Origin of the sequence: Chryseobacterium sp. MEBOG06 (assembly GCF_021869765.1) — a bacterium.
In the GTDB taxonomy this organism is placed as follows: domain Bacteria; phylum Bacteroidota; class Bacteroidia; order Flavobacteriales; family Weeksellaceae; genus Chryseobacterium.
In genome coordinates, this window is sequence record NZ_CP084580.1 from 3557435 (window position 1) to 3572563 (window position 15129).

Sequence of the window (15129 nt, forward strand, 5' to 3'; positions counted from 1 at the left end):
CAATATTGTAAACTCTTGAGAAATTAGTTATACAGCTCATGAATGCCAAAGAGTAAAATCTGCTATTGTAGTTGAGCCCGGTGGTCCCACCCAGATTCTGGAAAGATTTTCTGGCTGTTTCGGATCATAAAGGACAGTTGCTGCATCTCCTGTCTTAGGCAGATCGCTGCGTTTCCACTGGCCGGTTTTCTGAACCCAGCGATCCACCCCGTCCACGTCGGTAAATTTCACAGTAATTGTTCCGATGAGACCGCCTGAACTAGGATCAATTTCCGGAATATCGGTAATGAGCGCAGGAATTATTTTCCCTTCAGTGATCATGCGGGTAAGAGTTTCATACTTTGCTGATCGCTTCATTCTTAATAGGATGCTAGTTATCAAGAGTAATCCGGCAATAACAGTCAGTATCACAGGAATAATCCATAATACACCCATCTTTGTTAGCGATAAAGCACCCCACCAGGCACCAATGGCAATCCCTGTGAAAAGAACAGGCCCAGGTCCAATCCCAGGAAATGAAAGTAGTTTCCCGGTATATCTGCGGCTGGCACTTATGTGTACAAAGAGACCACAGATTATAAATGGCAGCCCGGCAGCCATGCTAAAGATTGCTAAGGGAGGTTCATCCGAATTCGTCATATCCTGCTCCAAAAAACCAAATATAGAACGAGCGATTAATACGCCGCCTAATAAAATCATAACATGACCGATCAAAACACCCAGCAATGCAGCCTGGCTCCCCTTCTGCCTGGCTATCCTCTGTTTACGTGCTTCTATAGGATCTATTGTATTGTTATTCTTCATTATGTAAGTTGAGTTTTCATAATTACTATATACTGAATACATTAAAGGTTTAGCTTCTCAAATGTAGTAAATAAATTTAAACAGCAATCACGGATTTTATTCAATCAGTTTAGAGGGCGTTTCAAAAAACATTCGTCTCTTTCGATGGATCCAGAAAGACTTCTTAAAGAAAAGCCTCCCGGGGTATCAGGAGGCAAAAGTGTAATTTGTCAGAAATATGAAATTTTCATGTTTTCAAATGTAAGAAGTGATTACATTCTTTATTATGACCTGAATCATAAATAAATTAACATTATTGCTTTTAACCATTAAATTATTTGTAATTAAAATTAATAAATCCTTATTTTAATTCAATTTCCATTAAGCTTCAGATTGAATGAAATTAGGTAGGACAGAAAAATAAAATTCAACCATTCTTTAAATAAAGTACTCAAGAACATTTATTTTAAGTCCTCCTTGACCGTTTTAAACGGCGTGAAAGCATTTTCTCAATGGTAGTTTTCGCTTTTTTCCTGGCTTCTCCAGGCTGACGAGGTTTAGATGAAGGTTTACGTTTCGGGGCAGAAGAACGGTCAAAATTCAATCTTTCTATGATTGCACCTAAAAATATCGTGAAATCGCCATCATATTGTATAGAATTAACTTCAATCAACATCCGGCGTGCACCAGGGTTATACCCCTCCTGCAGTAATACAGTGCTGTAATTTCGAATTGCAATCGGGTTTCCATTTTTATCAGATTTAAAAAATCTGGATTTATAATGATTTGTTCCCTCTCTGTATTCTTCTTTTTTTTTGCCTGTCTCAATTTCATCAAACCATACTTTTTGCATGGGTAAATAGAGTGGTTTTTTTTCAGGTTCTGCAAATGGTAAATTTTTCATCAGTTTTTATTATTATTTAATTTCTTAAAAGTAACAACCTCCTTTCAATACTGAAAAAGGGTTTCCGAAAAGACTGATATTTACTATTATTTGCAACCCACTTTAATATTTTAAATCCTTTTGGAACAAATTGATGTTATTTGAAACAATATTCCGGTTTATACTTTTACAAATTATTTTTTTTGCAAATCGCCAAAATCATGTATTTTGATAACTTCTATATGATTACCAGAAATCCGGAAGAGATCTGTAGCTTCTCTATACTTTTCTTCGTTTTCTGTATCCAAAGTTCTAAAATAAACCCGACGTACATCTTTATCCTTTACAACTGAAATAAAAGTAAACCATGTAGAATTGGATGCACCATCAGGGAGCACCGCACTCACATTGGCTTCTTTCAGTTTAGCAAGGTCATTCCCTTTAAACCATTTATCAATAAGTTTTTTACCGTCGATTTTTTTTCCTCCTGATTCTAAAGCAGCAGCCAGTAAAGGGTTGCCTGCATTATCAAACCCTGTATTGAATTTGCTTGCATAATAAAACAAAATAGCTCTGGTAGGCTCATCCAGATGTTTACAATATTTATTATCAATCGTTACCTGCCCCTGCCCTGCTCGGGAAAAAACAACAGTACTGTCTGAATTTTCAGACAAATTGGATGGAGTTACCCCAGCATTTTTCTGATGATCAACTTTGGATTTATTACAAGCAATACACAGGAAAAACAGCACTGATACAGCTAATATTTGTAATAAAAAAATATTTGTTTTTTTAAGAATGTTCATAGTAAATCATTTAGATAATGTATATTACGATTAATTTTTAATATTTACAAATGGTCATAAAGGGAGCTAAAAACTATTTACCACAAGGTAGAAAATTCAGCCCCCTTTTAGATCAATAACATCCTATATTCAGATCCGCTATGTAAAATCTGTCTCCATAGTCATATATAAACGTCTCCTTTAGTTCCTTGCCTTATACTAATAGCTGAAACGATCTCCTACAATATTGTATTATTTACAGGTATACACCCCCTTCACAAATTCAGAATAATATAATATCATCACCAGTGCTGTATTCTGAAAACTGTAAGTATTAACATAGTATTTCAAAATTAAATGTCTCAACATTGAGACATTTGTCGTAAATTTGAGCTAATAAAAAAACAATGGATACTCATCAAAGAATTATTGAGACGGCTATATCCGTTTTAAATGAGAATTTTTCGGCAACATTTGAAGAAATAGCAGCAAGCTGCAACCTCAGCAGAAGGACTTTACACCGGTATTTTAAAAGCCGCAACGAACTGCTGGAAGCCTGCAATAAAAACATGATGCTGTCCTGGGAAGAGGCAGCCATCAAAGCCTGCAACAGTTCTGCTAATCCGCTGGTACAATTGGAACACTTATTATACGCCGGAATTGACAGCGGGATAAAGTATGCATTTCTCATTAAGCTGAATGAGGTAGAGCCTTCCTCTGAAGCTTTTGAAAGCGAAAAAACTAAAGACTATTTACAAACAAGAAACAACTTATTCCGTGCAATACAGGAGTTGCAAAAAGAAAAGCTGATCAATGAACGTTTACCATTACCGTGGATAAAAATTTTATTCACCAGTATAATTACAGCTACCATCACGGCATTCAGATCAGGGGATATTGCCCCGAATGAAGTAAAGAAACTGGCATGGTACTCATTCAGCAGAAGTATAGGGATACAATAAACAGATAAAAAATGATACATTCCTTTTTAATGATAGGCCAATCTAATATGGCTGGCCGTGGTTATGTAAAAGAAGTTCCATCAATCTTTGATGAACATATTAAAATGCAGAGAAACGGATTATGGCAGATCATGTCTGAACCGATTAATTTTGACCGCCCCAGTTCTGGTGTGGGACTTGCGGCCTCATTTGCCGCTTCCTGGAGACTGGATAATGAACAAGATGAAATTGGATTGATTCCATGTGCTGATGGAGGAACAAGTCTGGATGACTGGGCTATTGACGGTGCATTGTTTCAAAATGCAGTATCACAGGCCATACTTGCACAACGAACAAGCACACTAAAAGGTGTCTTATGGCATCAGGGAGAGAATGACTGTTCCCCTGAAAAGGCAGCTCAATATGTTGAAAAGTTTTCTGTTATTATTGATGCGTTGCGTAAGGAATTAAATATTCCGGAAGTTCCCCTTATCATCGGTGGTTTGGGAGATTATCTTACCAATGGGATATTCGGACAGTATTTCAGGTCTTACCCTCTGGTCAATCAGGCATTGCAGGATTTTGCACATACTCACAAAAACTCGTATTTTGTTACTGCAAAAGGGCTTACCTCCAATCCGGATAGAATCCACTTCAATGCTTTATCACAAAGATTATTGGGACTAAGGTATTATAATGCTTACCGTGATCTGAAACATCTTTCTGATCCTGTAAATGATGAAGGTAAAGTATTGGACATCATCTATAACCGTCCTTATACCAAGACAGAAAAAGTAAAACTGCTAGAACAGGAATTTGCTTTGGGAAATATTGACAGTAAGAATTATCTGGAACAATTGACTTCAATAGGTCAGGAATAATACGAAAATCACAAATTCACAGAAGTCTCTATTTATAGGGACTTTTTACGTACGATACCTCTCTTGCAGCAATAATTAAGTATAAAATTCTTCCCTATCTCAAATAATTATTCAGCAGATCAATAGCAGCCGATATTCACCATCGTTTTCTACAGGAGCTCTGTGCACACAAGGTAAAACCTGCTGAGCCGGATGATCAACCGCTAATCTCCACAGATATCCTGAACCTAAATTGGTGGGCTGGGCATTTTGTTTAGGCTGATAATGTAAATCAAAGAAACAGTCTTTCAGGAAGGTTTCAAATTCTGCTTCCGGGCCGTCATGTAATTCTTTAAGCTTTTCCCTGATTTCAGGAATCAGGATTTTTTGCTCCACCTGATGATTGGGTATGATATCACTCGCAGCACCGTAATATGTACATAAAAAAGTATCTGTCCCAACAGGCGAACGGTCAACATGGTAAGAATATACATCTGTTGAAATAAAATCGAACTCCTGATCCCGTTCATAGTTTTTGAGTAAATTAAGCGAAGGGGATGCTCCGAAAGCAGTTAATAACTGTAAATCATTTAAGATAACTTCCCTTGCAGCATTTCCGTTTTCCGATAACTGCAGCTTTAAAAGATCATCAATGGAAACTTCTGTAATATTTTCTTTTAACTGAAGCTTAGATACAATTTCTTCAAAATCTCCGGACAGCTTTCTATGCCAGCAAATAGCATTTATAAGTCCATGAAAATGGGTATTTACAAGTTCAGAAAAAGTAGAAACTACGCCGACCTGGCTGTTGTCAGAAAATTTATTGTCCATGTTTTAGAATAAAAAATTTAGCCTTTTATTTCTTTACAAAAATAATGAATAGGTCAGAAGATAATGCTAAGCCGACGAACATTTCTTCTCACTATCCGGGTCCGGTAAATTGTAATACTCTGTTTCAACATAGAATGATTATTCAGAAAAAAAGTTATACCCATTATAAGCAATAAATTGTTTATCTTTCTACATGATCCGTAAAAAAACTGTAATAACCATCTTGTTAATTGCTTTTATAAGTTGTACAGGGCAAAACAATAAAAAAATGACACACAAAACATCCGATACCAACCCGCTTTTATGCAATCCTGAAACTGGAATTTGTGAAATGCCGGATACCCGGTCTAATGATTTTACTTCAGAAAATATTCCTTCAAAAAACAAACCGGTTAAAGTTGTCTACTTTACCGATCCTATCTGCTCTTCCTGCTGGGGTATAGAACCACAGCTCAGAAAACTGAAACTTGAATATGGTAATACTATTGAAATTGAATACCATATGGGAGGATTGCTGCCAGACTGGAGCTATAATGGCGGAGGAATAAGCAAACCTTCTGACGTAGCCCATCATTGGGATGAGGTAAGTGTTTATTATGACATGCCTATTGATGGTGATGTATGGCTGGAAGATCCCTTACATTCTTCTTACCCTCCTTCTATAGCCTTCAAAGCTGCACAGCTTCAGGATAAAGGAAAAGCAATACGGTTTCTGCGTGAGATAAGGGAAATGGTATTTCTACAAAAGAAAAATATTACCCAATGGGAACATATTGCTCAAGCAGCTCAAAATGCAGGATTAGATACCAACCAATTAAAAACAGATTTTGAGTCTCGTGCAGAACCCCTTTTTTATGAAGATCTGCAAACTGCCAGAGAATTTGGAGTAAGAGGCTTTCCTACTATTTTTTTTATGGACAGTTCTGGAAATAAAGAAATCGTATATGGTTCAAAGCCCTATGCTTCTTACGAAGAAACAATCTTAAAATTATTTCCTAAAGCAGTAAAAATCGATTACAACAAAAACTGGGAATCCCTTTTTATGATCTACCCCACTCTTACCGCAAAGGAGTTTTCTGTATTATCCGGAACACCAAGGAACGAAAGTGAAAAAGCACTGAACAGCCTTTCAGAAAATGGACGGTTAGAGAAGATTTCAACGAAGAACGGAGCCCTATGGAAATGGAAATTGTAACAGTGATCCATTCTTTTTAATGATCATTTCACTATTTGCTAATTATATAAAAGCCAGTCTGATTATATAAAAATACAGGTTTCATTTTACTAAATTGAATTTATACTGAAAAAGAATGAAGCAGAGAAAATAGGCAGTTTTCGTCACTAATCAATTCAATCCTGAAATGACTCCTAAAAATGATTGATAAAATTCAGTTTTCATTCAGATTTTAATTCTAATTTTGAGTAAAATCATTTATTCTATGAAAATACTGGTCGTTGAAGATGAAGCAGCACTGAGCAAAAGTATCGTTACCTATTTGAAACAGGAGAATTACCTTTGTGAAGTTGCTCCTAACTTTAACACGGCCCTTGAAAAAGTAGATTCTTATGATTACGACTGCATTCTTCTTGACATTTCCCTGCCTGACGGCAATGGACTGAATGTTTTAAAGACTTTAAAAGAGGATAATAAAACAGACGGAGTGATTATTATTTCTGCCAAAGATTCCATTGATGATAAAATCGCAGGATTACAGCTGGGAGCAGATGATTATATTCCGAAGCCTTTTCATTTATCAGAATTAAGCGCAAGAATTGCCGCTGTAATCCGCCGCCGTAGATTTAACGGGGGGAATGTGCTGGTATTTCATGAAATTACCATTGATACGGTAGCTAAAACCGTTACTGTTCATCAGCAAACAGTTGATTTAACAAGAAAGGAGTATGATTTACTGCTTTATTTTGCTATTAATAAAAACAGGGTTCTTTCCAAAACAGCAATTGCAGAACATCTTTCCGGAGAAAACGCTGATGTCTATGACAATTATGATTTTATCTATGCTCATATCAAAAATCTGAAAAAGAAACTGGGCGCTGCGGGAAGTACTGACTATTTAAAATCTGTTTACGGAATGGGATATAAATTTGAATATTAAATGAAATTAATCCACTACATATCACGCCGTTATGTTATCTACTCCATTCTTATATTGCTGATAGCCATCCCTGTCTTCTATTTCTCCTTACAATATCTGATGCTGAAAAGTCTGGATGAAAATATGCATCATCAAAAGGAATGGATAAAAAAGCAGTTAAAAACAACAATTCCCGATAATTTTATTTCTTTCGAAAACAGCATTATTGTCCGCCCTTCGAATAATCCAAAGGTTTTTGATTCTCTATACAGCCAGCCTGTTTTTATTCCTGATGATAATGAAACGGTGATGCACAGGATTTTACTTTCCAATACGATTGTAAATGGTAAACCTTACGAAATCAGGATTCAAAAATCTATGATAGAGGATGAAGATCTTCTTAACAGCATTCTGGTTCTTCAATTGGTATTGGTTATTGTATTGCTGGCCGGCCTTATGATTATTAATTTTCGTCTCTCCAAAAATCTTTGGAAACCTTTTAATGATATTGTCCATAAACTGAATCTTTACCGGGTAGACAGTAATGAGGAGTATCAGTTTATGCCGACCCGTATTGAAGAGTTTAAAAACCTTGGAAACTCCATTAAAGATCTTACACAACGCAACCGAAAACTCTTTAAGACCCAAAAAGAATTTACGGAAAATGCTTCTCATGAACTTCAGACTCCCATAGCAGTGATGCAGAGTAAAGTGGAACTATTGATGCAGACCTCCCCTATATCTCAGGAACAGGCAGAATTAATTGAGGATATTTCTATTGCAGGAAATAAAATGCAGCGTCTCAACCGGACTCTTTTATTGCTGACTAAAATCGAAAACAATCAGTTTCCGGATACCGAAAAAGTAAAAATTAAAAATGTTATTCAAAAATTACTGCATCAGTATGAAGAGCCTGCTGAACAAAAAAATATCCAATGGGAAATTATGCTGGACAGTGAAATAGAGATTACAGCCCATCCAATCCTTATTGATATATTAATCGGAAATATCATGTCTAATGCAATAAGGCATTCAGAAAACGGGCGTCTTATTTCTGTAAAAACTTCTCAGAAAAAACTTACAGTCTCCAATCCGGCAAATAAAAAGCTTGATGAAAAAGAGTTGTTTCAACGGTTTAAAAAACAGTCAGAAAACACTCACAGTATCGGATTAGGCCTGGAGATGAGCAAAAAGATCTGCGATCTTTATCACTACGAAATCCAGTATCACTTTACTGATCAGCACCATACGTTCAGTATTATTTTCAATTAAATTGTCTTTATCCGAAAAAATTCAGAATCTCTACAGAATATCTGTTCAGTTTTACATCAACAATTAAAAAATGGGTAAAATGAAAACAACAACTTTTATCATACTGTTGATGACAGGATTCAGCACCATAACATTTGCACAAGAGAAAAAAGAAAAGCTTAAAGTTCCTTTGGCTGTTGAAAAAGCATTTCAAAAAAGTCATCCTGCCATTAAAGCCAAATGGGAAGAAGAAGATGGCAAGTATGAAGCCGGATTTCAACAGAATGGAAAAAAAATGAGTGTACTTTATTCTGCATCAGGTATCGTAGAAGAAAATGAAACAGAAATAGCCATCAATCAGCTTCCCAGCCCTGTAGCTCAATATACTGCACAACATAAACTGGGAAATATAAAGGAAGCTTCAAAAATCACAAAATCAGATGGTACTGTTCTGTACGAAGCTGAGGTAAAAGGAGGAGATGCTTTATTTGATACCAAAGGGAATTTTGTAAAGTTCCAAAAAGATTAGTCCATAGAAGAATGGAATATTGATAAAAGGCCGGCTGGAAACAGTCGGTTTTTTTGATGGCTTAATGATTTCATAAAAGTGATCGAACTCCGCAAAATTCAGAATCTCCACAGAATTCTGTTTCATCTTTGATGTAACAATTTGAAATAGTCTGTATGAACACAACCTACCCATATCCTACCCACTGGTTTATTGTTCTGACCACCCTATTATTTTGTTTTTCCGTAAAGGCACAGACAGAGCATGCCCTTCCTTATTTTATTACCGCAGCGCAGGCCAACAGCCCTTTACTCAATGACTATAATAATCAGGTGATGTCCAATAAAATCGACAGCTTAAAATTAAGATCTGCCTACGGTTTTATCGTAACCGGAGAAGCCAATGCAGGATATTCACCGAACATAAAAGGATGGGGATATGATAATGCTTTGACGAACGGACAGTCTTTATTTGCCGGTGTAAGAGTTGCCAAAGAATTTATCAGCCGGAATAATCTTGATACAAGGTTAAAAGCTTATGATACAGGTATTGCCCAGATTCTGGCCCAGAAAAATCTCAGCATTCAGACTTTAAACAAACAGATTACGGATCAATACATTGCCACCTACACCAGCCAGCAGCGTTATGAACTCAGTAAGGAAATCATCAGTCTGCTTAGTCAGGAAGATGTGGTTCTGAAAAAACTAACGCAATCGTCCGTTTTTAAACAAACAGATTATCTGACCTTCAAAGTTACCCTTCAGCAAAACGAACTCACCCTGGAGCAGCAGCAAGCTGAATGGCAAAGCAATTATGCCCTGCTTAATTATCTGTGTGGCATTGTTGATACTCATTTCTCTCCTCTGAATACTCCCAATATCGATAAAACCCTCAATCCAGTAGATTTTAAAGAAAGCGTTTATCACCAATCTTTTAAAGCGGACAGTCTGAAAATAAAAAATGACAGTGAGATTATAAAATACAATTATAAGCCCAAGATTACTGCATTTTCTGATGGCGGATATCAATCTTCGTTTATACAAACTCCTTACAAAAACTTCGGATTGGGAGTTGGTGTAGGAGTTTCTATTCCAATCTATGACGGCCATCAGAAAAAAATGCTCCTGCAGCAAAATCAACTGGCCCTACAAACCCGGCAAAAATATCTGGAACAAACAGAAAGACAATACCAGCAGCAAATTTTTCAGATTCAAAATCAGATGGAACAGTATTATAAAATGATAGGAACAGCCAACCAGCAGATCAACTATGCAAAGACGCTGGTAGAAGCTAATGCCAAACAGCTTCCAACCGGAGATGTAAGAATGGTGGATTTTATTTTATCCATTAATAATTTATTGAGCCTAAAGGGTAATATTATTCAGTACAATGCCACTTTGTTTAACCTGCAGAACCAGATGCAATACCTAATTATTCAATAATCATGAAACAGTTATTTTACCTGATATTAGTGAGTATTCTTACATTCAGCTGTAAGAAAAATGATACTGCAGCTCCCGAAGAAGCAAAACCGGAAGCAAAGCCTAAAACAGAAGTAGCTATTGCCTATCCTTCCGATACCATCCAGCTTCATAATGAAGTCACCCTGAATGCTACAGCAACCTATCTTTTGAAATCGGATGCAAAAGCCAACAGTACAGGGTATATCACGAGTATGAATGTAAGGCTTGGAGACCGGATAGGCCGGGGTTCTGTACTTTTCGGTTTGCAGACCAAAGAATCGCGGGCCTTAGGTAATACGATTAATAAACTGGATCAGTCCTTCAGATTCAATGGAGCGACCACTGTGGTAAGCCCGGCAACCGGATATGTAGTAATGTTAAATCATCAGATCGGTGATTATGTACAGGACGGTGAAATCCTCGCAACAGTAACGGATGCTTCCAGCTTTGGATTTGTGGTGGATGTTCCTTATGAATATCTGCAGCTGATAAAAAATCAAAATTCTCTCGCGGTAAAATTACCCGATGGCAACAGCCTGCCTGCTAAAATAGCCAAAGTGATGCCTTCCGTAGATGCGGTTTCCCAGACGGTAAAAGTCCTTTTGAAGATAGCAGGAGGCAGCACTATTCCTGAAAATTTAATTGGGACTGTTACTTTCTCCAAATCAACGGCCTATGGTTTATCTGTTCCTAAAATGGCTGTATTAAGTGATGAAACCCAGTCTTCTTTCTGGATAATGAAAATGATGAACGATACCACCGCTGTAAAAACACCTGTTGTAAAAGGAGCTGAAACAGACCGATATATTCAGATACAATCAGGGAATATTACCACAAAAGACAGAGTGATCGTTTCTGGAAATTTCGGATTAAGCGATACGGCTGCTGTAAAAATTAAAAACCCTTAATCTGATGAAAAAATCATTCTTTGTAACCTACAAAAGTCCCCTGCTGATCCTGATTTTTCTGATACTTTCAGGGGGATTTATTCCTATACGCAAATACAGTCTGCTTTGTTTCCACAGGTCACTTTCCCGAAAATAAAAGTGATCGCAGACGTAGGACAGCAACCTGTCAGCCAGATGACTGTAGGGGTGACCAAGGTATTGGAAAATGCAATAAAAAAAGTACCTGACCTTGAGATTCTTAAAAGTACAACCAGCAGAGGGAATTGCGAAATTTCAGCATTCCTGTCCTGGAAGGTGAATGTAGACCTGGCGAAACAGCAGGTGGAAAGCAGCATCAATGAGGTCCGAAATCAGCTGCCTCCGGAAGCCAATATTACTGTAGAAAAGATGAATCCTTCCATTCTTCCGGTAATGGGATATTCTTTAAATTCTGATACTAAAGATCCTATAGCCCTGAAACAGCTTGCTCTGTATACCATCAAGCCTTTTCTTTCTCAGGTTCCCGGTGTAAGCGAAATAAGAGTGATCGGCGGGCAGGATAAAGAGTTCCGGGTCTTGATGAATCAACAGATGATGGCCCGTCTGGGGATTACTTCAGCCACTGTTGAACAGGCAATTAATACCACCAATTTTATTAAATCAAATGGATATTCTTCAGATTTCAGATATCTTTACCTTACCCTTACGGATGCACAGATCCGGAATGAAAACCAGCTTAAAAATCTGGTGATCAGCAACAACGGCAACCGAATTGTTTTATTGGGAGATATTGCTGAAATCAATATTCATCAGGCAAAACAATATATTAAGGTTAATGCCAATGGACAAGAAAGCATCCTCATTGCTGTCATTCAGCAGCCCAATGCGAATGTAGTGGAACTGACCAAAGCTATGAATGCCAAAATTGAGGATTTGCAGAAAACCCTGACGAAAGATGTAGTGTTAAAACCTTATTATGTACAGGCAGATTTTGTAAATGATTCTATAAAAAGTGTAACAGATGCATTATGGATCGGCCTTGTACTGGCGATTATTGTTGCCATTATTTTTCTTCGCTCCTGGAAAGCCAGTGCTGTCATATTGATTACGATTCCTATTACATTAAGTCTTACCATGCTGGTTCTCTATGCTGTTGGGCAGACTTTTAATATTATGACTTTAGGAGCCATTGCTGCTGCCATCGGCCTTATTATAGATGATGCCATTGTGGTGGTAGAGCAAATACACCGTACCCACGAAGAACATCCTGAAGAGTCTTCCAGAACATTGGTTCAGAAAGCCATCAATTATCTCCTAAAAGCAATGGTGGGTTCTTCATTAAGTACAATCGTCATATTTTTACCTTTCATATTGATGAGCGGTGTTGCCGGAGCTTATTTCAAAGTCATGACGAATACCATGATTGTTACTTTAATCTGTTCTTTCTTTGCCACCTGGATATTGCTTCCCGTAATCTATCTATTCCTTTCTTCCGGAAAAACAAAAGAAAAAAACCTGCAGCATCATGATGTTAAAGAGCGAAAATGGGTTGGATTTTTTATCAGAAAACCACTTTTCAGTTATATTTTCATTGTGTTTCTTATTATGGTTACTGCTTTTATTTTACCTAATATCAGTACAGGATTTTTACCGGAAATGGATGAAGGCAGTATTGTTCTGGACTATAAATCGCCCCCGGGAACCTCACTGGAAGAAACAGACCGGGAGTTGAAAATAGTGGAAAAGATAATCGTTTCCAATCCTGAAGTTGCGGCCTACAGCAGAAGAACAGGTACACAGATGGGCTTTTTTATCACAGAACCCAATACGGGTGATTACCTGATTCAGCTAAAAAAAGACAGAAGCAAAACCACTGCTGAGGTTACCGATGAAATCCGGTCAAAAATAGATGCTTCAGGACTTCCTTTAACGGTTGATTTCGGACAGGTGATTTCAGATATGCTGGGTGATCTCATGAGCAGTGTACAGCCTATTGAGATTAAAATTTTTGGTGCTGATCAGAAAGTTATTGAAAATTACTCGAAAAAGGTAGCTGACATTGTAGGAAAGGTGAATGGTACTGCCGACGTATTTGACGGAATTGTCATTGCAGGCCCTTCAATGATTATTACTCCAAAACTTCCTGTTTTAGCTCAGTATAAAATTGCATTGCCGGATTTTCAGAGTCAGCTTCAGGCCAACCTGGATGGGAATGTTGCAGGAAATATCTTTGACCAGGTTCAGTTTACTCCTATCCGGCTGCTGTACAACAGCAAAACCAATCAGTCTCTTAATGAGATCAACAACAGCATGATTTCTTTACCTGACGGAACATTAAAACCGTTAAGTGAATTTGCTAATGTAAATATTACCAGTGGTTCTGCAGAGGTAAACAGAGAAGATCTTCAGACGCTTGGAATTGTAACCGCAAGATTGGATAACGGGGACCTTGGAGGTACTATTAAAGAGATTCAAAAACAACTGGATCAGAAGATCAGGCTTCCGGCAGGTTACTCCATTGTTTATGGCGGTGCTTATGCGGAACAGCAGCAATCTTTCCGGGAACTTCTTATTATTCTGGGAATTTCTTGTCTGCTTGTATTTTCTGTGATGCTTTTCCTGTTCAGAAATATTACGGTGGCCCTTCTTATTTTATTTATTTCCGTTCTGGGGATATCCGGAGGAATATTTCTTTTGTACCTCACCAGTACTCCTTTGAATGTGGGAAGCTACACAGGATTGATTATGATGGTGGGAATCATTGGGGAAAATGCCATTTTCACTTATCTGCAATTTCATGAGAGCCTGGCTTCCAAAAGTAGAGAACAGGCTATTATATATGCGATCAGTACAAGGCTCCGTCCAAAATTAATGACTGCATTAGGAGCGATCATTGCTTTAATGCCCCTCGCATTAGGAGTTGGAACGGGTGCTCAGATGCATCAGCCTTTAGCCATTGCGGTTATCGGTGGTTTTCTGATTGCCCTGCCTCTTTTACTGATTGTCTTTCCAACCTTATTAAACAAAATTCAATTAAAAAAAACTGAAGAATGAAATTTCTAATCTTCTTTCTATTGCCTTTTGCAATATCCGCACAAAACGACAGCCTTCTTACCTCAGCAAAAGATAGTGCTGCCATTACTACTAATGCTACTGTCAGAGACAGTTTACAGGCGCCTTTCAAACTAAAAGCCAGGCAGTTTATTATTCCGGGTGCATTGATTACGTATGGAGTATTGGCTACAGAGACCAAATGGTTTAAAAAGGTCAACTTCGATACCCGAAATGAAATAATGGAGGATCATCCGACCTTCCGTACCACAATTGACAATTATACTCAGTTTCTGCCTGGCGCTGCCGTTTTTGCTCTTCAGGCATTTGGTATAAAAGGGGAAAGTTCCATAAAAAAAGAACTGATTGTATATGCAATGTCTATAGGAATTTCTACAGCTATTGTTATTCCCACAAAGAGATTGACCCGCCAGGAAAGACCTGACGGAAGCAATAATCAGTCTTTTCCTTCGGGACATACTGCTATCGCCTTTGCTTCTGCCGAATTTCTGCGCAGGGAATACTGGAATGTTTCACCATGGATAGGCGTTGCAGGCTATGCCGTTGCTACGGGAACGGGAATCCTCAGAATGTACAACAACAAACACTGGCTGGGTGATGTGGCTGCCGGAGCTGGGGTAGGTATCCTTTCTACTACTCTATCTTACTGGCTTTATGATAAGATTCACATTGGCGGTAAAAACAAAAAAAATCAGGCTTTTATATTTCCGGGCTACAGCAATAAGCAATTTTCTATTGGCCTGGTAAAACAATTTTAATCTTTTTCCAATTT

General features: G+C 37.7%; 15 protein-coding genes. 11 read left to right on the top strand and 4 right to left on the bottom strand.

All coding sequences use genetic code 11. The annotated features are described in order from the left end of the window. Positions 1-36: 36 nt before the first annotated feature. On the bottom strand, positions 37-804 hold the full coding sequence (locus LF887_RS16350; RefSeq protein ID WP_236855321.1) for a hypothetical protein: 768 nt from the start codon (positions 802-804) through the stop codon (positions 37-39). A 144-nt stretch (positions 805-948) separates the two neighbouring features. On the opposite strand from LF887_RS16350, the gene LF887_RS16355 reads away from it, so the two are divergent. Beyond that, on the top strand, positions 949-1089 hold the full coding sequence (locus tag LF887_RS16355) for a hypothetical protein (RefSeq protein WP_236855322.1): 141 nt from the start codon (positions 949-951) through the stop codon (positions 1087-1089). 160 nt (positions 1090-1249) lie between these two features. On the opposite strand, the gene LF887_RS16360 is transcribed toward LF887_RS16355, so the two are convergent. Beyond that, positions 1250-1687, bottom strand: coding sequence for a hypothetical protein (locus tag LF887_RS16360; RefSeq protein ID WP_236855323.1), 438 nt, complete (start codon positions 1685-1687; stop codon positions 1250-1252). A gap of 173 nt (positions 1688-1860) precedes the next feature. Then, positions 1861-2472, bottom strand: a complete 612-nt coding sequence (locus LF887_RS16365) for a hypothetical protein (protein WP_236855324.1) — start codon at positions 2470-2472, stop codon at positions 1861-1863. A gap of 386 nt (positions 2473-2858) precedes the next feature. Here LF887_RS16365 and LF887_RS16370 point away from each other — a divergent pair, with 386 nt between their 5' ends. Next, positions 2859-3413, top strand: a complete 555-nt coding sequence (locus LF887_RS16370; RefSeq protein WP_236855325.1) for a TetR/AcrR family transcriptional regulator — start codon at positions 2859-2861, stop codon at positions 3411-3413. An 11-nt stretch (positions 3414-3424) separates the two neighbouring features. After that, entirely contained in the window at positions 3425-4273 is an 849-nt protein-coding gene (locus tag LF887_RS16375; RefSeq protein ID WP_236855326.1) for a sialate O-acetylesterase, read from the top strand. 111 nt (positions 4274-4384) lie between these two features. Here LF887_RS16375 and LF887_RS16380 read toward each other — a convergent pair whose 3' ends face one another. Further along, positions 4385-5083: a DUF1826 domain-containing protein gene (locus LF887_RS16380; protein WP_236855327.1), complete on the bottom strand. Its 699-nt coding sequence runs from the start codon at positions 5081-5083 to the stop codon at positions 4385-4387. A gap of 268 nt (positions 5084-5351) precedes the next feature. On the opposite strand from LF887_RS16380, the gene LF887_RS16385 reads away from it, so the two are divergent. From LF887_RS16385 to LF887_RS16420, 8 genes are all read left to right on the top strand, one after another. After that, complete coding sequence (locus LF887_RS16385) at positions 5352-6278, top strand: ClpXP adapter SpxH family protein (RefSeq protein WP_236855328.1); 927 nt, start codon at positions 5352-5354, stop codon at positions 6276-6278. A gap of 244 nt (positions 6279-6522) precedes the next feature. Continuing rightward, entirely contained in the window at positions 6523-7197 is a 675-nt protein-coding gene (locus LF887_RS16390; protein ID WP_236855329.1) for a response regulator transcription factor, read from the top strand. After that, positions 7198-8448 carry a sensor histidine kinase gene (locus LF887_RS16395; RefSeq protein WP_236855330.1) on the top strand — a complete coding sequence of 417 codons (1251 nt, stop codon included), beginning with the start codon at positions 7198-7200 and terminating at the stop codon, positions 8446-8448. It begins immediately after the preceding gene. A 79-nt stretch (positions 8449-8527) separates the two neighbouring features. Further along, positions 8528-8956, top strand: coding sequence for a hypothetical protein (locus LF887_RS16400; RefSeq protein WP_236855331.1), 429 nt, complete (start codon positions 8528-8530; stop codon positions 8954-8956). Between the two features lie 155 nt (positions 8957-9111). Next, positions 9112-10377: a TolC family protein gene (locus tag LF887_RS16405; RefSeq protein ID WP_236855332.1), complete on the top strand. Its 1266-nt coding sequence runs from the start codon at positions 9112-9114 to the stop codon at positions 10375-10377. Positions 10378-10379: 2 nt separating this feature from the next. Further along, positions 10380-11306 (top strand): efflux RND transporter periplasmic adaptor subunit, encoded by a 927-nt coding sequence (locus LF887_RS16410; RefSeq protein ID WP_236855333.1) that lies wholly within the window; start codon positions 10380-10382, stop codon positions 11304-11306. A 105-nt stretch (positions 11307-11411) separates the two neighbouring features. Then, on the top strand, positions 11412-14339 hold the full coding sequence (locus tag LF887_RS16415; protein WP_236855334.1) for an efflux RND transporter permease subunit: 2928 nt from the start codon (positions 11412-11414) through the stop codon (positions 14337-14339). After that, positions 14336-15115, top strand: a complete 780-nt coding sequence (locus LF887_RS16420) for a phosphatase PAP2 family protein (protein WP_236855335.1) — start codon at positions 14336-14338, stop codon at positions 15113-15115. Before LF887_RS16415 ends, LF887_RS16420 begins: the two co-directional genes overlap by 4 nt. Positions 15116-15129 lie beyond the last annotated feature (14 nt).